14 protein-coding genes and 1 tRNA gene are annotated in these 20,956 nt (G+C 57.2%); 3 read left to right on the forward strand and 12 right to left on the reverse strand.

The window, feature by feature from the left end; genetic code table 11:
• Window positions 1-6: 6 nt before the first annotated feature.
• The 3 genes from NB063_RS09420 to NB063_RS09430 form a co-directional block, all read right to left on the reverse strand.
• Window positions 7-621, reverse strand: coding sequence for a hypothetical protein (locus NB063_RS09420; protein WP_250928473.1), 615 nt, complete (start codon window positions 619-621; stop codon window positions 7-9).
• Window positions 622-700: 79 nt separating this feature from the next.
• Window positions 701-2,038: a restriction endonuclease subunit S gene (locus tag NB063_RS09425; RefSeq protein WP_250928474.1), complete on the reverse strand. Its 1,338-nt coding sequence runs from the start codon at window positions 2,036-2,038 to the stop codon at window positions 701-703.
• Window positions 2,038-4,350, reverse strand: coding sequence for a type I restriction-modification system subunit M (locus NB063_RS09430; RefSeq protein ID WP_250928475.1), 2,313 nt, complete (start codon window positions 4,348-4,350; stop codon window positions 2,038-2,040). Before NB063_RS09430 ends, NB063_RS09425 begins: the two co-directional genes overlap by 1 nt.
• A gap of 202 nt (window positions 4,351-4,552) precedes the next feature.
• Between NB063_RS09430 and NB063_RS09435 the strand changes: the two genes are divergently transcribed.
• Both NB063_RS09435 and NB063_RS09440 read left to right on the forward strand, forming a co-directional pair.
• Window positions 4,553-4,912 (forward strand): helix-turn-helix domain-containing protein, encoded by a 360-nt coding sequence (locus NB063_RS09435; protein ID WP_250928476.1) that lies wholly within the window; start codon window positions 4,553-4,555, stop codon window positions 4,910-4,912.
• Window positions 4,909-5,271, forward strand: a complete 363-nt coding sequence (locus NB063_RS09440) for a DoxX family protein (protein ID WP_250928477.1) — start codon at window positions 4,909-4,911, stop codon at window positions 5,269-5,271. The genes NB063_RS09435 and NB063_RS09440 overlap by 4 nt, the downstream gene beginning before the upstream one ends.
• Window positions 5,272-5,675: 404 nt before the next feature.
• Here the strand turns inward: NB063_RS09440 and NB063_RS09445 are convergent.
• Window positions 5,676-5,749 (reverse strand) — tRNA-Met (locus NB063_RS09445).
• 336 nt (window positions 5,750-6,085) lie between these two features.
• Between NB063_RS09445 and NB063_RS09450 the strand changes: the two genes are divergently transcribed.
• Window positions 6,086-8,053 (forward strand): prenyltransferase/squalene oxidase repeat-containing protein, encoded by a 1,968-nt coding sequence (locus NB063_RS09450; RefSeq protein ID WP_250928528.1) that lies wholly within the window; start codon window positions 6,086-6,088, stop codon window positions 8,051-8,053.
• Window positions 8,054-8,453: 400 nt separating this feature from the next.
• Here the strand turns inward: NB063_RS09450 and NB063_RS09455 are convergent, their stop codons facing one another.
• From NB063_RS09455 to NB063_RS09490, 8 genes are all read right to left on the reverse strand, one after another.
• The gene (locus NB063_RS09455) at window positions 8,454-9,302 is read right to left on the reverse strand and encodes an alpha/beta hydrolase (protein ID WP_250928478.1); all 849 of its coding nucleotides are present in this window, start codon (window positions 9,300-9,302) and stop codon (window positions 8,454-8,456) included.
• Between the two features lie 93 nt (window positions 9,303-9,395).
• Window positions 9,396-10,331 carry a dihydroorotate dehydrogenase gene (locus tag NB063_RS09460; protein WP_250928479.1) on the reverse strand — a complete coding sequence of 312 codons (936 nt, stop codon included), beginning with the start codon at window positions 10,329-10,331 and terminating at the stop codon, window positions 9,396-9,398.
• Window positions 10,328-10,981 (reverse strand): phosphopantothenoylcysteine decarboxylase domain-containing protein, encoded by a 654-nt coding sequence (locus NB063_RS09465; protein WP_250928480.1) that lies wholly within the window; start codon window positions 10,979-10,981, stop codon window positions 10,328-10,330. Before NB063_RS09465 ends, NB063_RS09460 begins: the two co-directional genes overlap by 4 nt.
• Window positions 10,978-11,373 (reverse strand): tellurite resistance TerB family protein, encoded by a 396-nt coding sequence (locus NB063_RS09470; RefSeq protein WP_250928481.1) that lies wholly within the window; start codon window positions 11,371-11,373, stop codon window positions 10,978-10,980. The genes NB063_RS09465 and NB063_RS09470 overlap by 4 nt, the downstream gene beginning before the upstream one ends.
• A gap of 219 nt (window positions 11,374-11,592) precedes the next feature.
• Window positions 11,593-12,747 (reverse strand): hypothetical protein, encoded by a 1,155-nt coding sequence (locus NB063_RS09475; RefSeq protein ID WP_250928482.1) that lies wholly within the window; start codon window positions 12,745-12,747, stop codon window positions 11,593-11,595.
• Window positions 12,748-12,759: 12 nt separating this feature from the next.
• Entirely contained in the window at window positions 12,760-15,753 is a 2,994-nt protein-coding gene (locus NB063_RS09480) for an MMPL family transporter (RefSeq protein ID WP_250928483.1), read from the reverse strand.
• Window positions 15,746-18,637 (reverse strand): secretin N-terminal domain-containing protein, encoded by a 2,892-nt coding sequence (locus NB063_RS09485; RefSeq protein WP_407652586.1) that lies wholly within the window; start codon window positions 18,635-18,637, stop codon window positions 15,746-15,748. The genes NB063_RS09480 and NB063_RS09485 overlap by 8 nt, the downstream gene beginning before the upstream one ends.
• 700 nt (window positions 18,638-19,337) lie before the next feature.
• Window positions 19,338-20,900 carry a hypothetical protein gene (locus NB063_RS09490; RefSeq protein ID WP_250928484.1) on the reverse strand — a complete coding sequence of 521 codons (1,563 nt, stop codon included), beginning with the start codon at window positions 20,898-20,900 and terminating at the stop codon, window positions 19,338-19,340.
• Between the last annotated feature and the right edge of the window lie 56 nt (window positions 20,901-20,956).

Here is a 20,956-nt window from a genome sequence, read left to right on the forward strand (position 1 = left end):
CCAAAATCACATTTCGACAACTCCGTTACCGATCGTGATCCTTTCGATGGTCGCTTCGGGGTCTTCAGGCAGGTTCAGAATGAGTCCGCCGCGTTCTTCCCAGGGTTCGACGGCAACGTTTACCTCGTCCAACATCAGTTCACCTCCGCTGTGAATCAGGATGGGTTGCACGTTCATTACGCCTTGCCACTGTGTCCCGCGTGGCGGGTGAATCGTCCACCGACTCCAGTCGTCATCGCCCGCTTTCATCACGTGCCTAAATTCTTGGCGAACTTCGGACGATTCGCCCGGCGGAACATTGGGAAGGATCACATTCAGTTCCTCCGAGACGGTCATCGTTGCGGTCTGTGCAGCGTCGTGAACGATCTCTCCTTCAGATCGCAAACGGAACCGCACTTCGGTTGTTGTAATCGTCTCGTCGGTGTTATTCGTCAGTTGGAGATTCATCAATACCTTCATACGATTCGGGCCGACCGCCTCCGTGCGATAGTCAACGTGGCTCTGCAACTTGCCAGCATCAAATGTGCTTTGGTACATCCAGACAATGAACCCAAGAATCGCCGCAGCGAGCACGGGGATCAACGCGACTAGATATGGATTGTGTTTTGATTCGTTTGACAATGAACAACCTCCTGAGTCGTTAAGAGGTCAGGCTTGAAGGAGAGTCCAATTGGGCGCGCTCCGCAGGATTTATTGCTGTTTATCTGGATTGGCCGGGGATCTCGACATCACGCACGTCGATCTTGCCGGTCGTCGCTGCCGTGATCAGGGCGGTGCGGTACTCGGTGAGGCGGTCGATGGCTGCCTCGGTCTTTTCGGTGAGTTGATCAATGTGATCCGTTTCTTCAATTAGAAAATCCCGAATATCCGTTTGTTCGTCGATGGGCGGAACTAGAAGGGGTGCGGCAGATAAAGTCTCGCGATTCAGCTTTGGCATTGCGACACGCATCGAGTTTAACTCGGCATAGTCAAGAAACGGCGTTGCCAAAATCCAGTACAACAAGAAGTGCGAGTCCATCTCGTCGGATGGATGAATTGGATACATATCAGCACTACACAATCCATCAAACGTCGCCAAACAACACTTGTTGAGATGCGGACGGATTTTGCTGTAGACGATGTCGCCTTTGGAAACCTGATACTTACCACTAATCGCTGCTTGATCGCGGGCACTCTCGAGACAGATTATTCTTCCAGTATTAGATTCGATGTGGTTTGGTGCGATGAGCGGTTGATCGACGTAGGGTTCGATTTCAGGATCCACCTGACCTTCCTTGACTCGCGTTTGATATCCGAATCGCATGATTCGCCAGTGCTTAGGCATTTTCCCCAGCCACGGGCTGCCGGAGTCCTTCATAGGGACAGTTGAATCAAGCCCTCGGGTGACGGCCTGGGTGATGATGGCCATTCGCTTCTCCGAAAGCGACTGCACCAACGCCCGCTTCTTCGCAATCAAACGGTCAATCTGACCCGTTTTCCAATCCAAAAAGTCAGCAATCTGTTGCTGCTCGTTCGGTGGAACAATTGGAATGCTAAAATTTTTCAAAGACGAAAAATTTAGCCCTTCGCGACCGCTGCCGCTTTGTTCAAGGTCTATCTGGTTTTGGCCGACGTTTGAGCACAGGACGTAGAACAGAAAGCGAGTGGATAAACTTCTATCAGGGCGAACAATGCATACATGCTGGTTCACATTGGCATCTCCAAGAGCATCATCGGCGTAATAACAACGGCCGATGGAGGCACCAGTGATGTTGAGAAGAACATCACCAGCCTCAACTTGGCTGTTGCTCATTTCCGCATGCACCTGTTCAGAAATAAATACAACGTCATCCAACCTAAGTCCATCGAAATAGACGTTCTGACTTCGTAGCAATGGGATGCCTTCCTGTTCATATGATTCGGCACCGCCTTTGGGGGTTACACCACTGCCAACTTTTGACACTTGAAATTTCAGTTTTTGTGCATCCCAATGACTGGGTAGTCGCGTGACGACCTTTCCAGGAATTTTTTTCACGCTTTCGTAGCTGGGTGGCTTCATCAAACCACCTCGCTCAACATGTCCATGATCTCCTTCTCTAGCCCCTTGATCTCCTTTTCGATGGCCTTCAGCGGACGAGGCTCCTCGTACTCGTAGAAGTGTCGATTGAAAGGGATCTCGTAGCCGAGTTTGATCTTGGAATGGTCGATCCAGGCGTCGTCGCGGTAAGGCAACACCTCTTTCTTGAGATGGGCTTCGCAGTGATCGCGGACCAGTTCCAGCAACTTGCTGACGTCGGGCTTGGCCGACTTGCTTTTCCCCTTCCCCTTGTAGTCAAGTGGCAGCGGCAACGTGATGTTCGGCGGCAACGGCACATTTTCAGTGTCTCGTAAATCAGCGTCGGGTTCGGGACGATCTTTGCTGTCGTAGCAAATCTCCGCCTTCGGATCTTTCTCGCCCAAGCTACCCGGTGAGGTCAGCGCTGACTTGATCGACGCATCGAGCGACAACTCGGCCTTCTCAAATGCGGCTTCAAGAATCTCGATGAACTCGGCCCGATCTTTCACCAATCGCCCACCGTCAAAATCGCGTCGAAGTTCGTCTAAAACCGCCAAGATCGCAGCTTGAGCCTCGCGGCCAACCATCTCTTCTTGTTGCTTTTTCTTTTTGTCTTTCCGCTTCCGCGATACCGCCAGCGACTCGAAGGCACTCGTTTGCTTGAATCGCTCGATCCGATCGTCGTTGATCGTAAAATTCAATCTCAACGGTCGTTCGACAACGATCTTCAAGTAGCCGAAGTCGCGATTGTCAAACACCTTGCTGACAAACTGACTCTTGCTCTGATCCCGCGACGGATCGACGTTCGAGTTGATTTCGCCGAGCGTCATGCGAACATCGTGACCGAACTCGGCATACAACCGCGTTAGCATCGCGATGTGGTCGCTCGAACCTCGCTCGCCGTCGCCGATCCGTTTACGTTTGTCCCCAAGGCTCTTGTCCATCTTCCACGCGAAGTCGGTACCGTTGATCAATTGCACCTTGCCGCGACGTCCCTCGCGTTTACGGTTAGTGACGATCCAGACATACGTGTAGATGCCGGTGTTGTAGAACAGTTGATCTGGCATCCCGATAATCGCTTCGAGCATGTCATTCTCGATGATCCATCGTCGGATATTGCTCTCGCCCCCGCCGGCGTCTCCGGTGAACAGTGGCGAGCCGTTGAACACGATCGCGATCCGCGACCCTTCGCCTTCACTGCCATCGTCCATTTTGCCGACCGGCCGCATCTTAGAAATCATGTGCAACAGGAATAGCAACGCTCCGTCGTTGATCCGCGGCAGACCGGGACCAAACCGACCGTTGAACCCAAACTCGTCGTGCTCTTTGGTAACGTGCTTTTTCTCCGGCTTCCATTCCACACCAAACGGCGGATTGGCCAGCATGTAGTGGAACCGCTCGTCGGGATGTCCATCGCCATCGACTGTGCCTTCCTTGGGACGCCCGGTGCCCAGCGTATCACCGAACACAATGTTCGTGACATCTTCGCCCTTGATCATCAAATCGCTGCCGCAGATAGCGTACGATTCCGGGTTGTATTCCTGGCCGAACAGTTCCAGGTTGGCACTTGGGTTCAGCCCCGTTTCCGGATCAACGATCAACTTTTCTGATTCCGATAACATCCCACCGGTGCCGCAGGTGGGATCATAAATCTGAATGACTTTACCTTCGGTGTAGACCAAGTCGTCGTGCGTGAACAGCACATTGATCATCATCTTGATGACTTCCCGAGGCGTGAAGTGATCCCCCGCCTCCTCGTTGGCTTGCTCATTGAACCGCCGTACCAAGTCCTCGAACACGTATCCCATGGCGATGTTGGGAATCTTGTCCGGATGCAGGTCGACCTTGCTAACTTCTTTAACGATCTCGAACAGCCGATTGGCGTCATCGAGCTTCTCGATTTCTTCCTCGAATTTGAACTTCTCTAGGATCGTTCGCGCCCGCGAGGAGAATCCTGCGATGAACTTGGTCAGGTTTGCAGCTAGTTTGTCGGGATCACCCAGCAGGTTTTCAAACGTGAACTCGGTGGTGTTATGGAACGTCAGCTTGAACTTCTGGTTGATGATCTTTTCGATCGTCTCGCTGTCATACTTGGGAACTTTCTTGCCATCCTTCGTCTTGGTCTGCTTTTTCAGCCGGTCATATTCCGTGAGTACATCCTCGCGACTGTCTTCAAGAACACAATCGAGCCGGCGCAAAACTGTCAGCGGAATCATCACGCGACGATATTGCGGAGGTCGGTACGGACCACGCAGCAGGTTTGCGAGGTTCCAAATGACATCGCCCTGTTCCCGGAAAGCATCCAATTGATTCATGCGGTCGCGTCTTGCTTAGGTGGGGATTGGCTTGATAGTGCCGTAGCCGATATGAAGGTGAGCCCGCCACCGATCTCCATTAGCTGGCGAGCGATTGATAGCGGGCGTCTCGCGAGAGTGTTGCCTAGTGAGTGCTACAATCGTAAGATTTTGGTGGGGAATGAACAAGCTGGCCAACCTCTTTATGCATGCAGGCCGAACCATGAGCTCACGAGTCAATGTATCGGGCAATGAACTGGGTGATCGGATTCGCAAGTTGCGCACTGCCAAGGGGTACTCGCTAAGAAAGTTGGCCCCTTTGGTTGGCGTCGGCTTCTCGTACCTCAGCAAAGTGGAAAACGGGCGTCTCGATTTTGGCGGGGCGCCTTCGGAATCCCTGATTCATCGCTTAGCCGATGTACTGGACGCCGACGAGGAAGAATTGCTGTTGCTTGCACATCACGTTCCTCAAACCATCGCCCAGCAAATCTTCGATCATCCAAATTTGTTCCGCGTCCTCGCTCGGTGCAACGATCAGCAATTGAAAATGATTGAACGCCAAGCCCACGATTGCGCGAAGTGAGGAGCCTCAACGTCGCACTTCTTGCGCTCCTCTTCATCGCAGCCGGCATCAATCACTTCGTCGCGCCGGGCGTTTACCTGAAGATCATGCCGGACTATCTGCCTTGGCCGTTGGCTTTGGTTTACGTCTCGGGGTTCTTTGAGGTGCTTGGTGGTGCGGGCTTGGCGGTGCCACGGCTTCGACTAGCGGCTGGGTGGGGATTGATCGCACTGCTTGTTGCCGTCTTCCCAGCTAACGTGGACATGCTGATGAACGCGGACCAGTTTCCGGCGATCCCGGTTTGGGCATTGGTTGCACGACTGCCTCTGCAAGGTGTACTGATCGCTTGGGTCTGGTGGGCGGCGTTGAAATCGCGATGAGATTCGCGTCTCCCAGCTTTCTCAGTGTCTCCAAATCAAATGACCCGGCAAACGGTGTTTGGGCTCCGTTTCGGTGGGTCGCTACGAAGTGGGTGATTGGAAACATCGCGATTTGCTGGGTCAAACGTAGTTCTCAACTGGACCGAAAGGGAGGTCGCTACGGCTCCTAACCCAAACCGGCTAAGACACAGAGAACGTAAGAATTCTGGCCGAGAAACCGAAATCCGCCCGCGAGTGCCGGCCAGAGTGTTCTCAGGATTCTGAGACGACAGAGAAACCGCCGCCGTGAACATCGACGCAAGTGGTTGCGGGATAACGGGATAAAACGAAAAAAGCCGACGTGGAGCACACGTCGGCTTTTCGTTTACTGGTGGGTCGGAAAGTGTTCCAACCAAACAGAGAAGTTGCGGGAGCCGGATTCGAACCGACGACCTCGAGGTTATGAGCCTCGCGAGCTACCGGGCTGCTCCATCCCGCGGTATTTTTAGACGTTCCTGATGCTTCCGAGGTTCACTTTCCATGCACCTTGGAACAAGGTTTTTGGGAACAACATTCGCTGGCTCGTCTTTGGATAAGCATTCCTTAAACGCCCTGATCTGTCAACCGAGGATGCGAGGGGGCGGCGAAGATTTTTTGAATGTGGCTTCGTTCTATCCGTTATGCTGGCCTAAACTTGACGAGGTGGCGGTCTGTTCGTTCTGTTGTACTGTGATTTGTCGGCTCCGCAGTGAATCTGTTGTTCCCGCCCGTTTCTCATCATTGAACTCGATTCGTGCCGCCCCCCTCGATCTGGCGGGCCCCCAGGCGTCTTTTCATGAACCATTCGGAACCCGCATCGGCAGATAGCTCCGGCGATTTTTCGCCTGTGGTGCCCGAGCCGAACGCAGGTCCAGTGCCGAATCCGCGGTCTGTGCCGAATGTTCCGCCAGCGGCCCCACCTCCGCCGCCTGTGCCTCCACCCCCGCCGCCACGGGCGAGCCTGCCGCCGTTGTCGACATCGCCCCAGCTGGCACCTCCCCAGCCACCCTCGCAGCCATCGGCTTCGCCTCAGCCGGCGAGCCCCCAGCCGGTTGATCCTCAGCCGGTTGATCCTCAGCCGATCAACCCGCAGCAGCCGGTAAGCCCGCAGCCACGCCAGCCACAGGCGCCGGCTCAGCCGCGGCAACCCGTGCAGCCGCAGCCACGCTCGCGGCCTCAACCAGGGGCACAACCACAACAGCAATCACCACAGCCAGCGACACGGGCACAACAGCCTACGCGGGCAGGGCTTGCGGAACCCCAAACTAGCTCCAACTCGGCCAAGCCGCTGGCCAGCGGTCAATCGGGCGGCGAAGGGGGCAAGATTCCTCGGTGGCGCGGGCTGGTGACGCCGGCGTCGCAAAAGTCCACTCATGAGGATGAACCGCTCGAACCGGTTCGCCGTTCGATTCCGGCGTGGTTGGTCAGCATGATCTTCCACATGACGTTGCTGTTGGCACTCGCGCTTTGGACGCTGCCGGTCGGCGACGGGATTTCTCGCGTCGTGCTGGAGTTTGGAGAGGCAAAAGAATCGGAGTCGGTCGAGCTGCAGGAGTACGCGCTCGAAAGCGCAGATTCGGTCTTCCAAGAAGACAGCGCGGACTCGGAGGTCGAAGCGCCGGTGGATTTGGAAGTGGAAGCGATGATCGAGTCGATCGATATTGCGGAACCGACTGATATTGCGCCGCTCGAAATTGGCGCTACGTCCTCGGACTTGGTCGTCAAGCCGATGTTTGGTGGTCGTACGGGAGCAATGAAATCAGCTCTGTTAGCCATGTACGGCGGCAACTCCGATACCGTCGAAGCGGTCGATCTGGGGCTGAAGTGGTTGGCCCGCCAACAGCAAAACAACGGTTCGTGGAGCATGCGTGGTCCGTACGACGATGGATCGTTCCAAGAGAACCGCACGGCAGCGACGGCGATGGCGTTGCTGGCGTTCCAAGGTGACGGCAACACCCATTTCGACGGCCCGTATGCGAAGGTCGTCGAAAAGGGACTTAAATATCTTTTAAACAAACAGAGTCGCCGCGACGGCTTCTTTGCGGGGGGTGAACCGGATCACCAACGCGCCTACGCACATGCTCAGGCGACGATCGCGCTGTGCGAACTTTATGGCATGACGAAGGACTCGAAATTGCGAGTTCCATCCGAAGCGGCGATCGACTATTCGGTCCGTGCTCAAGGGCGCGAGGGCGGTTGGCGATACGATCCACGTGGGGATTCCGACCTGTCGGTGACGGGTTGGTATGTGATGGCATTGTCGAGTGCCCAAGCGGCGGGGATCGCGGTGGAGCCTTCGACGCTTGCGTTCATCAACGGGTACTTAGATACGGTCGCGGTCGAAAATGGGGCCGGCTATTGTTATCAGAGAGGACGGCCACCGAGCCCATCGATGACAGCGGAGGGACTGCTCTGTCGTCAGTACCTTGGTTGGAATCGCGACCGTCAAGCGATGTCGCTTGGCTTGAGCACGTTGGTGCAGGATTGGCCGATCAATCGTGAATCGATGAACGTCTATTACTGGTACTACGCCACCCAAGCACTGCATCACTACGGCGGTTCGGCATGGGAGATCTGGAACAGCAACATGAAAGTGGTGTTGCCCCGGATGCAAGTGAAACGTGGATCGGAAGCCGGGAGCTGGTCACCTCAAGCGGATGAACACGGCAACGCGTCGGGTCGACTGTACACGACATGCTTCTCGATCTATTGCCTCGAGGTTTATTACCGTCACCTGCCGCTGTACAAGTTGGGCGACAAGTAAGGCCTAGTGGGTCTTGCCAGAACGTTGCCCACCGTCTGGCGACGGTGGCTACGGCGAAAATAGAACTGCTGTGGCTGGATAACGCCACTTTCTGGCAGACGTATTGGAGTTATTGCATCTCTGAAACGCTTCAATTCCCGGTCTTTGGGGACACCAATTTAATTACTGCGGGATTTCAGAAGTAGCAGAACGGCGCAAACCGTCCGGTAACGTGGGACCGGACGGCTTGCGCCGTTCCGCTAAGAAAAGCACTAGAACAATCGATGCCCGGAGAGACCGAGCTACGTGAAAAGTCTTGATGTCCAGTTCGCGGATGCTAGCATCGAACGAGACGATTAACTTCTGCTCGATCGAAACGCGGACGAGCTTCATGTGACCGTGCGTTTCGCAACATTTGTGATCAGACGTGTAGGGAGGCGAGCCATTTCGCGGCCCGTTCGACTTCCTCTCGGTGCTGCTCGTCGATCAAGCCGCCGTGATCGAGATCCGCCAGCGTGACGATGCGATGCTCTCCCGCATAAGCGGCGTGAATCTTTTGCTGGATCGTCGGGAGCACGAGTTCATCGCGTTCGGACATCAAAAACACTGCCGGGATCTGGGATCGCGAGGCGGATTCGATGGCGTGAAGCGAATCGGGGATCCGTGAGATAACGGGCTTCATCAATCGTCTGGCGGCGTACCGATCGGCAACACCCAAGACGACGTCAGAAAGATGCGGTGGGTTGCGGAGCCAGAGCGAGAAGCGATCCTTGGCGACATCATTGGGACGCCACTGGTCGAGTCGAGCGGCGAGCGAGAGGGCGGGCAAGCACCCGAGGCTGTTGCCGCAAATCCAAACTTGCGTGTTCGGTGCAAACCGTGCCTCAAGGACTTGGGATGCAAACGTTTCGGCTGCGGGGGCGAACGATTTCAGCGTCGCCCGACCACTACTGCGGCCGTACCCTGGCGGGTTCCACGTCCAAGCTTCGTAGTGGTTGCCGAGATCGTGATAACGGTTGTCGTCGTGAGGCGGTACCAAGTTGGCGGGAAAGGCGGACGAGCGTTCGGCGCGTCCGGCGGTCCCGGGGAATTTGAGAAGCAGGGTTTGCGGTGGTGGGATGGTGCGCCAGTCGCGCGTCAGGTCGGTGGGCTCGGGCGAAGTCGGTAGCGCACCGGGCGTCAGGTTCGTTGCGACAAAGGTGTCAAGTATCGACTTCTCACCGCGTTGAGATTTCCCAACGTTTGGAACTGGAATCTCACACCGAATCAATCCTTCCGGTTGGATCGGATGACGCGATGGGCGAAGAACGAAACGGTTGAGGAGATAGTGAAAAATGGCAATCGGTCGATGAAGGGTGAATTTTTACTTGAGTTTGAGGGTACCCACGATGTCGCTGATTTGGGTGGCGCCGAGTTCGCTGAGGGCGGCGGGGAGTTCGTCGATGAGCCGCATCGAAAGCGTGGGATCGTAGTAGTTTGCGGTTCCGATTTGGACCGCCGACGCTCCAGTAACGAGGAACTGCATCACGTCGTCGAGTGAGGCGATGCCTCCGATGCCGATGATCGGGATGTCGACGGCTTGGCGGACTTGGTGGACGCACCGCAGTGCGATCGGTTTGATCGCTGGGCCGCTCAAGCCGCCCATGCCGTTGCCGAGGATGGGGCGTTGTTTGCGCCAGTCGACTGCCATGCCGAGAACCGTGTTGGTGAGGCAGACCGCATCGGCTCCACCCTCGGCGGCGCCGCGTGCGATATCCGCGATGCTGGTTACGTTGGGTGTCAGTTTGGCCAGGATCGGAACCTCGGTGGCTTCGCGTGCGGATGCGACGACCCGTTGGCAGGATTCGGCGTTAGTGCCGAAGTCGATGCCGCCGCTGACATTGGGGCAGGAAAGGTTCAGTTCGATCGCCGCGACGCCTTGGCATTGCCCGACGCGGCTAGCGAGGTTGGTGAAGTCTTCGACGGTTCGGCCGGCGACGCTGACAACGATCGGCGCCGAGAGTGAAGTCAGGTAGGGCAGGTGATATTCGATGAACGCGTCGACGCCATCGTTATCGAGACCGATCGCGTTAAGCAGTCCCGCGGACGTTTCAACCGTTCGCCAGGGTGCGTTGCCAATGCGTGGTTCGGCGGTGATGGTCTTGGGCAGGATCCCGCCGAGCCGATTGAGGTCGACGATTTCTTGCATTTCGCGCGCGTACCCAAACGTGCCAGAAGCGACCATGATCGGGTTGGGCAGGACGAGTCGACCCAGGCTTGTCTGCAGCGTGGGGGCGTTCACATCGGTCAGCGAAGTCATTGGAGAATCAATCGGTTATGAATTTGTTGGATGAGGCGATTGGCAACGTGTTGCTTGTTGCCTGAAATGGTTTCGATCACGCTACCGTCGCGGTCGAGCAACTCGACATGGTTGTCGGAGGCGTCAATGGCTTCGGGCCCGTTGCTGACCATCAGGTCGCAGTGTTTTTTTTCGAGTTTGACGGTGGCTCGGAAGCGGCGGTCATCGGTCTCGAGTGCGAAGCCGACGACCCATTGGTCGTTGCGTTTGGACTCGCCGAGAACCGCGATCACATCGGGAGTTTCGACGAGGTCGAGTTGCAATGGCCGTCCGGTCTTGGAGAGTTTTTGGTCGGAAACGTGCAACGGTTTGTAGTCGCACGGGGCGGCGGCACCGATCGCGCCGTCGCAATGCGGGAAAATTTCGTTGGCAACGCGGAGCATGTCATCGGTGGTGATGACTTCGACAACCTCGGCGGCGGCTGGATATTTGACGGCGACGGGGCCTGACACGACCACAACGTCATGGCCGAGTTTGAGCACCGCTTCGGCGAGTGCGGCGCCCATCCGGCCGCTCGACGCGTTGGTCAGGTAACGGACAGGATCGAGGTATTGTCTGGTCGGGCCGGAGGTGATCAGGACTTTCACGGATGCCGGTTTGGAGTCGTTCACGACGAGGCGTCTTTCGGTCCAGAGCTGGCTTTGTCTGCGATGACCGACGAGATGATTTGTTGCAGCCGGTCGCCGACGATATTCATGTGAGCGGCAGCGAGTGCGAAGAGTCGTTTTTCGGTTTCGGCGAGAACACCGTCAGCGGCCATCATGACGATCAAGTCGGCGAGCAATTCTTCACGGGTCGCTTCATCGGCCGGCAGTTCGAGGGCGGCATCGTCCCCGAGGCCGAACTCCAACGCCGACTGCAATTCGGCTTGGCCGAGCCCTAATTCAACACAGCGGTCGGCCAAAAACGCAACTTCGCGTCCGCCGATTGAGCCGTCGGCGAGCGCCATGACCACGAGGTTTCGCAGCTGCCGTTGACGTTGGGTGTAGTTCGGTTCGCTCATAAGAAGAGGGCTGCAAAAGAGGACGGACGTCGAAGTGGGGAAAATGCTCGAGCGAGCTCGCCGGTGAGGAGTTGGGAACGCCCGCGAGCGGGGAATTGCCAGGCGGCATTTTGGCGATGCCCTATCGTATCAAAATGGAGTCGTGGGTGAATCGGGCTGGATGGCGAAGTCACGCATTGTCGCATGGATGGCGAAATCGGATCGGCGGCGGGATTCGTCTTAACGACAGCGGATCAATTCGGCATCGGTGATCCCATTTGCCTTCATCACGGGGCGGATCATGTCGATGAAACGGTCCGCGTCGACGGGATAGCCCGCAGTGGGGCGGAACTCGGTTGCTTCGGTTTTCTTTGTTGATGGAGACGCTGACGCGACCTGCATCGCCTCGCGGAAGTAGGCGTTGAAGGATGCCATCGCGAGTTCTCGCAGATACTTTGCGTGCAGCGAACTCAGTGCGACCGGGACAAACCGGTCGCCTTTGACGGTGAAATGCAACCGCACGTTTCGATTGTCTCGAACGGTTTCGTAAACGCTCTGCGTTTTGCTCTCGCTGAGAATGCGAACCGGACCACCGCCGAAGATTTCTTGGATCATGCCGGCATAGTACCGGCGGCCGCCGTGGCGATCGAAGAAAATCTGGACGGGTTCCGGCGGCGTGGTTTTGCGTTGGGACGGCTTAGCTCCGGTGCGACGTTTGGTTGCTTTCGCGGGCGTTACTGTCGAAGCGGTTGCCCGATCGAGTAGGTCGACGGCTAAACGGAGGCTGGTTTCGCCGAGCAGGTCGCTCTTGTTCCCACGTGGGAGGATGTTTGACCCGTTACCGCTGCAGAATTGATTGAACGCACCGGCATCAATCATGCGAGCGGCGACGTCACGCAGTTTCCACTCGCACCGATTCCATTGATCGACTGCGGCTCGAGCCTGCGCGATGGGGACGAGTTCGATCGGCTTGGAGGCGGGGCCACTGGTCGTTTTCAACCATGCGATGTCGAGGATCGATTCGTGGTCTAGAGGCAGCAGCGTAGGCAGACAGTCGGCCAGCGTCGCATCGCTGCGGCCGCGTGCGTGGTTGGCGACCGAAAAGATCGCGTGCAGCGTTGAGAGCGAACCGCCTCGGAAGATATTTTTAGAGTCGTCGACACGAATGGTTGCGTTACCGACGCGGATCGGCGACGCAACATTCAGAAAAGGGTCAGGTGTAATTTGATCGCTCGAGACATCGTGATTGATTTGCGATTTCGCACCTGGACTCGCGTCATCAAGGTGCCAGGCCGTTGCGGCGACCACGAGCGGTCCGAGCTTGGGTCCGTAGCCGGCTTCATCGATGGCGATTAACCACATCGTCGGGGAATCCTGTTCAATAGCGAGTCGCATTCACCGCGAATCTTAATGGTTCGGCTGGTTTGACTGCTTCGGCTGGTTCGCGTGATGCGTCGAGGGTCGTTTTCGGAAGCGATCTTGCAGAACGACGAAGCTCGGTACGAGAACGGTGCGGACATAGAGGGTGTCAATCATGACGCCTAGGGCCAGCGCGAAGCCGAGTTCGGTGATGCCGCGGAGGGTGGTCTGCTGGGTGGCCTCGGCGACGTTCGATGGCCAAACCAGTTGGCTCAGTGGCGGCCACCACGCCGACGCTGTCATGCTAAAAAATGTTGCCGCCATGACGAACCCGCAGGCCGTGACGATTCCGCCTGTTCTGGCAACGGCGCGGCGGACGGCGGCGAGCGAACCGAGGCGTTTGCGTTCCTCCATGATGCGGGTCACGAGGTAAACGTTGTAGTCTTGGCCGATGGCGACCAGGATTACGAATAGGAACAGTGGCAGTTTCCAGTCCAAGCCCAAAAAGTCTGGGCCGTCGATTGCACGGAAAAACCAATACGTCAATCCGAGCGTCGCGTAATAGCTCAGCAAGACTGTGGCGATCAGGTACAGCGAGAGAGCGAGTCGCCGGATGACGACGATCAAAACGGCGAGGACGGCGAGGATGACCGCGACCTTGATTCGGCGTGTGTCCCGCAGCGTGACTTCGCGGAGGTCGACGATGGAGGCGGTCGTGCCGGTCGTATACAGTTTCCAGCGGGTTCCTGTTTCAGCTTCGATTTGTGCGAGGACGGTGCCGATTTCGTCAGAAATGTATTTCAGCTTGGCCGCTGCGGTTTGCGAAAACGGATCTTCTTGGACGATTGCATCGAGCCGGATCAAGCGATGGGTGTAGGTGGGTTCGTTGGCGACGAAGTGCAGTCGTGCGAGGCGGTGATTCTGCAATGTGCGTCGTCGCCAGGCTTCCTTGCTGAGTAATCCCATTTCGCGTTCGGGCGGGAAGTCACCGAGCGGGTCGCTCAGTGATCTCACCCGTCGAACGCCGTCGAGTGAGTACAGCCGTTTGATGAGTCGGTCGCTGGTCGTGACTAAGGAATCTTCGGATTGATCAGTTTCCGCGAGGGCCAAGATCGAAATCGGGGCTAACTCCCCGACGCCAAAGTTTCGATCGAGCAGTTGCATCCCCTGCCGACTGCCCGCGGTTTGGTGCAATTGCCCGCTGAGGTCGTAGGTCACGTCTTGTTCGTGGTACAGACCTCCGGCGGCGGGCAAGATCAACAGCAGCCATCCCGCGGCGAGGGTCCATGCCGGATAGCGTGTCAGCGCGATCGCGGTCGCATTCCACATCCGGCTGCCTGACATCAAGCCGCTTTTTGTCGAGTGGCCGCTGGTGGTGGAATCGCCGCTGTTGATGTCACGGTTAGACAGCAGGGCAACGACGGGACGGTCAGCTTGTTCTTCGAGCGAAGCTGGCCAGAAGACTTTTGGTCCGAGCAGTCGGAGACACGCCGGGGTCATCGTCATGCAGACCAGTAATCCGACACACAGACAGATCGCGATGATCGGACCGGTGTGGTGGAATTTTCCGAAGTCGGCAAACCACAACATGCCCAAACCGACGATCGTGGTGAGTGCGCTGCCCAGCAACGCGCCGCTGACATTGCCGAGTGCCCGCTCACACGCGACCGGCCACGGATGCACGGCGGCTTCTTCACGCAAACGGGCGATCAAGAACAAACAGTAATCGGTGCCGGCACCAAACAGGATCACGACGACGAAGATGCGGCTCGTCGTGTATACCTTGAGGTCCAGCCAAAACCAATCCGCAGAGTCGGAGAGCGAAGTCAACATGGTGACCACGGCAGTGGCCACCATCACGGCCACCGCGATCGAAACGAGCGGAACGGCGACTAACAAAGGCGCTCGGTAGACGACCGCGAGGATGATCAAAATCATGCCCACGGTGAACCATTCGGTGTAGGTGATGGCGGACCGGGCCGCCAACAGAGTTTCGCCACCGATCGCGGCCGAACCGGTGATTTTCACTTTCAAATCGCGAGCTTGGCCGCGTTCTTCGGGCGGCAAGTATTCCGATTGATATTCGACGCAGCGGTCGACGATTTCCTGCAGTTGTTCGAGCAACGCGATGTTTCCCGTCGCCGCCAGTTCGCTGGCCAAGGTCAGCACGGCGATGCGAGAGCGAGTCTTTCGTAGCTGGCCACCGATGACGGATTCCTTCCAGCTATAAACGTCCAACAGCACCGTCCAAGCTTCGAGATCCCGCTCCATGATTGGCAGTGCGGTCGAGGCGATGTTGGGGTCGAGGACGCGGGCGGACTCGAGGTCTTGCTCGATTAGCTTGGGGTCGGCGCAGCGTGCCATGGCAAGTTGGCCACGATCCCAGTATGCAATCGCCATGCGAGGTTCGTAGGCGGTGGGGGCATTCGGCGGGACACGATCGCCGAGCAGTTTGTAGAACTCCGCATCAATTTCGATCGCTTGGTCGAACGCTTCCACCGCAACACCGAGCCAACGCTGGGCAGGACTTTGTTCTAAAGATGCGGCGTTACCGACCGGCCCGGCTGACTCGACCGTGTTGGTGGAAATCGTATATTCAGAACCGCGTTCGTCCGCGTTCGGTTTATCGGTCGCATCGGCTTGAGCGTCGGGATGCGGTATGAGAATTTTGGATTGGTCGACTTCTCCGCAAACGATTTCTTCGGATCGCAGCCAACAGACTTCGCCAAGTCGATGGTACAGACGCCGCAGGATGTCGAGCCCGAGCAAACGATCTTGGACGGTCCATTGCTCGCTGTCGCGTGCCAACGCCACCACCATCTGGCTACGCGAGCGGGTTCCTTTGAACGCCTGATCGAGTAACCGCCCTCCCGCGACGCTGATTCTGGTGCTGGGGAGATAGTCAAAGTCGCCATCGAGTGCGACCGACTTCCACGAGGGGGCCATCGTCTTGGCGAACACGGCGAGCAGCACCCACACGATCACGATGAGTTTTGCGTGGGAGATGACGACGTGTGCGAAACGCGATGATGGCTTAGTCACGCGACGACCGATCTCGTGAACGCCCGCGGTCGTTATCACGTGACCGCGAGCTCGATCGGTCGTTTCGAGCAGGTGTCTCGGCGGTGACGCCAAATGCCGACATGGCTTGCCGAAGCGTTTCCGGCGAAACATCTCCCGAGAATCGCACGATCTCAATGTCGCCGCCGGGTTGGGCGGCCATGTCTAGTTTTTCAATCATTGAAACGATGAGGTCTAATAAGGGTTCGCCTTCGGCACTCACCAACAAAGTGTTGCCGATCTCGTCGACGCCTAGAGAGAGTTTTCCGCTAAAGGAGAAGTCATTGCCACCCCCATCTTGGCCACTCCCGGAGTCCTCTAGGCTGGTACCTTCACTGCGGTTAGACGATCGTCTTCCGCCGTTTTGTCCGCCACCGCCTCTCGCGAACGCTTTGTCGTTGCTGCTGAGCAGATCACGGTAGGCATCTTTTACCGTTTCCGCGATCTTCTCAGAGCGACCATAACGGATTGTAACGAGTTTTGTGAACCGGCTACGTTTTGGGTTGAGCGGTTCGGCAACATCCCATAAAGAAATCAATTCTTTGATTGTTTGCAATTGGCTGCTCGTCGCGCCAGACACAATGATCGTGCCGGTATCCGAATTGGGCAAAAACTTAAGTTTGCCCCCTTTCGCGAGCCCGGTCGGCCCTTTGTCGTCATCGTCGTTACCGAAGCCGAAGTACCAACGAGAGAAACTGTCGTTGCTGTCGTCCTGTTCGTCGTCCTCTTTGAAATAGTCTTCGAGGTCGAGCGTAAGGAGCGTGACTGAAGCATTTTTGACATGGAAGACGTGATACGGACGCGATGGCGGTTTCATGTCGAGCATCAAGTTCTCGAGAGCATCGAGTGCTTTGGTGTCGTTGCTCGAAAGGATCAAATTGCCATTCGCGTCGAGTCGAATTTCGACCGGTGGCCGTTGGCTGGAACCGTTGGCGTTTGTAGCTCCTTGTTGCATGGTCAACGTGAAGGAGTCGTCTTGCGTTGCGTTTGCGTCCGTTGCCCACGGGGACGTTGCAGACTCGAGTGCAACGATTGGATCCGAAACATTGCCGCCGTTAAGTTCTTCTTCGGATTCATTCGCATCGTCGCTCGGCCCGTTCGAATTGTTCGGGTTCGCCTCGCCATCACCCGACGCGTCGGTATTCTTATCGTCCCCGGCGTCTTCCTCGATTTCGGCGTCGGTATCAAGACTCGGGTCAGTGAACTCGCTCTCGTCGGGTAACAGCAGCTCGTTGGGCGAGATGGATTTCCATCGTTCTTTGAGCATTTTAAGATACTCGAGCGTTTCGGGCGTTGCAGATGCTTCGATGAGTCGCATCGTTTGTCCGCTGCCTCCCGGCGGAGGCATTTCGCCGAGTTTGATCAGGAGTGATCGGACCTCTTCCATTTCCGATTCGTTTGCCCACAGCAAGACTTGGCGGTAACGCGTGTTGGCGGCGACTCGGAATTTGTCTTCGTCTTTCTTGTCGTCGTTATTGCTGCCGCCCCATCCGTAATACGAATACCGACTACGGTTGCTGTTCTTGTCTTCGTCTTTTTCTTCGCCCATCAGGAACGAAATCGATTCAGCCACGGCAGCGGCTTCAAGCCGGCGGAGCTGAAGGACTTCAAAACGTCGTTTACCGCCATCGAGTCGCTCGATCAACGATTTGACAATGAAGCGATCGGCGGCGGATCCCGAAACGATCACCGCGTCGTTGTCTTTGTCGACACGGATCCGCGTGGTCGGTTCGAGCACGTTCATTTCCATCGCGATCTCGATTAGTTTTTCCGGGTCCAACGAGACGAGCCGGAACACATCGACACGGGCGGTCGCATCGGTAAGAGAACGCAGTGAGCCGCCGGGAACGTCAATCCGTTTGATGAACTCGGCAGCGATCGCGACTCGATCGATCGGTGCCCGCACGAGGACTGAGTTTTGACGAACGTTGGCGACGATGGAGATCTCGACTTCTGGTTTGGGCTGCGGCGGCTTGCCTCCGTTCTGTTGTTGCATCCGCTGCATCATCTGCATCTGCTCAGGCGTCATCGGCGTCTTCTCTTTCTTTTCGACACCGAGGAATTCTTCGAGCAAACGCTTGGCTTCTTCGGCCGGGATGTGCCGGAGACGAAATTCGGGGGCAAGCGCATCACGACTGGCGACGTCACGTTCTTCCGAAAGCAGGCGAGCGATCTGGCGCAGGTTCACGGCGGCGTCCATCGCTTCGATGCGGTTCGTTGTTGCCAGTGCGGTGAGTTTCCCCGATTTACTGAGCATCGGTTTTAACTCTTCGGAGAGTTTCTCAGCCGACAACCATCCGGCATCCAACATGGTTCGAACGTAAGTGTGATCGGGCAGCTTTTCGAGCTCTTGCGTGCTGACACGCCCAACCATTCCCGGATTGATCTCAGCGGTTTGGGTGATCGTGATTCCGCCATCGAGTTGCAGCATCGTGTAACCGCGCGAGAGCAAGTGGCGATTGATCAGATCGGCGGTCTCGGAGACGGACAAACGTGTGGGGCTGACCAGGTTGACGGCGTCACCGGGGAGTTCTTGCCAATCGATCGGTTGGGCGGAGATGTCGGATAGCCAGCCGATCAGGTCGATCCAGCCTTGGTTGCGAAAGCGAAAGGAGACTTTGCCATCTTCGCCCACGGTCGCCTTGAGTTCGGCGGGGTCGCCTTCGGGAAGATCGAGACCGTCGCGGCGAACGACTTTCGGGGTCGCCGACTCAGCGCCGGGCTTTCCCTCTTCACCGTCTTTTTTACCGCCCGGCTTTTCACCCTCTTTGCCCGACTCACCCGATCCCGGTGGAGTCGGTCGTTGGGGGGCCATCGCGATTCTTGTTGCCGGCGCGGACTCGCCGACAACGGTCGCGTTCCTCATTGCGAGCGGTCCGTCAGCGTAGACCTGGTCAGCGTTCCAGGACGCCGACAAAGCGAATGCAACGCCGAGAACGATGGCGGCGATTATGTGTCGAGAGAGGCACACGGTTGCAAGGGCCTGGGGCGATAACGTTGCTACCCAGCGAGGGCATGAGTTTGTGGGGACTAGTAGTATGACTTCTAATCCACCGCAAAACAAACCATTATCCGCCCTTAATGCCCTCTGAGGGACGAGGGGGTGCAATTATGGCCACTTGGCATCACGGGCAATTGGCTGTTCCGGCCGACGCGTGAGCGACAAATCCCAGGTGACCGGTCGCTCGGATACGCTGAAACTGCGTGTTCAGACAAACCGCTGCGTGAGTGAGGGAAAATGGATCGTGATGCGATCCTCGCTGATGTTGCCTCCACTTGACTGTTGGGATTGCAGGGTTGGAGAAGGCCCTCCCCGGCCGCTAGCGCGTCCGACCCTCCCGCACGGGACGTCGATTGTATAACTGAAGGATTTCAAACGTAGCGGAACGGCGCGAGCCGTCCGGTGACTCGGGACCGGACGGCTTGCGCCGTTCCGCTAAAAAAGGCACTCAAACAATCAACGTCCCACGCGGGAGGGTGAAGTTAAGACTGGCAACTTGAAAACTGGCGCAACCGGGTTCGGAATGACTCGTTGGATCTCGAATCTCGGTTTAGCCTCAGCCCGGTTAGCGGCGGGGAAGCCATCCGGCGACGGAGGGCTGCTTTTTGAGACCGATTTCGGACTCGCACCGCAGGTCACGTTGGTCCGTTTCCAAGCGGGCAAAAAAGATAACCGTTTCGCCCATCGGGACGCGATCGCGCCACCGGATCGGGACCGTGGTTGCGTATCCGTTGCTTGCCGTCGCGAGACTGGCGGTTTCGAGTTGCCGCAATTGCTCGGTATCAAAATCCCACCGGCCCAATTGGGCGTCTTCACCCGTTTTGGTCGGATCGAGCGCGATCACGCTCAAACGCGTCACGTTTTTCGGGAGTGGACGTGTTGCGACTGTGTTGGACGGACGGAGTTGGTCGGTCGGATCGTGGCTACGGCCGAGCAAGGCGATCGGATGGCCGTACTGATCGTCGGCTCGGATCACGAGGTCGACACCTTCGGTCAAGACAGCTGGTGTCGAATCAGACGACTTGGCGTCTTTTTCCGCATCGGGATTCATTCCGTTTTCATGGACGACACGGACGTAAGTAGCGGTCGCGTCGATGTGAACCTTGGACGGTTGCAGCACGATTTTGGGCGTCGAGCCGGCGACTTGGCCGAGTCCGCCGAGCATGCTGACGCCGGGCAAGTTGATCTTACCGGGCGGGCCATCAGGCCGGCCGTTGGGCGAGTTCGGCGGCAACGGATCACCGGGTTCGATCGGATCGATTTGTAGATCTGGTGTTCCAGGAGGCATCGGGCCACCGGGAGGTGGCAGAAGTTCAGGATCGGGCAATTGGAAGCCGCCACCTGAGCCGTTGGAACTGTTGGGATCCGGGGTCGGAATTGGACGTTGCAGCGTGCCCTGATTGGAGCCTCCAGAACGGCTTGAAGAACCGGAGTTTTGCAGCGTTTGGGGGTCGATGAGTTTCCCTGGATCGACGAGTGTTCCCGGATCGACCAATTCGCCCGGATCAACCAGTTCGCCTGGATCGACAAGCGAATCCATGTCGGGAAGACCATCGTCGTCGTCCGCACCGCTGCTGTTTGGATCGGGAACCGGGGCAGGTCGCTCGCCCGAACCGGAGGAGTCGCTCGGTCGGGTGCCATCGCCTTTCGGATCCCGAAGCGGACGAGGTTTGGGGAGCGGTTGTGATTGGTTTGTTGATCCGCCGTTTGAGTCAAACGCGTCGTCAGCTTCGAGGTCGTCGAGTCCATCGCCAAGATCAAAACGGTCTGAATCGGCGGGCACGTAACCCGGATCATGACTCATGGATGAGTCACGCATCGACGGATCGCGGTACGACTGGACTGCGGCCTTTGCCGACCGTTCGCGCCGCAATTTCTCAATCAGGATGCGGTTTTCGTAGTCGGCTTCGTAGAGCTGGTCTTCGAGCGTGCGGACTTCTCGTTGCAGTGTTTGTCGGTAGAGGTCTTCCTGGGCACGTCCCCGGCAACCGGCGAGCGAGACGAGACCGCAAACCGCCATCACCAGAATCGATGCCGCGAATGGTCGCGCAGGTCCGCACTGACGCGACTTTTGGAGCAAGCCGTCCGCGTGTGCGAAGTCGATGGAGGGAGATTGGGCGGTTTTCAAAGATTTGTTCGCGGAGGAGTCTGGATAGATTCCACTTTGTCTCCCTGCGAACTATC

The organism is Aporhodopirellula aestuarii (genome assembly GCF_023701485.1).
GTDB classification, from domain to species: domain Bacteria; phylum Planctomycetota; class Planctomycetia; order Pirellulales; family Pirellulaceae; genus Rhodopirellula; species Rhodopirellula aestuarii.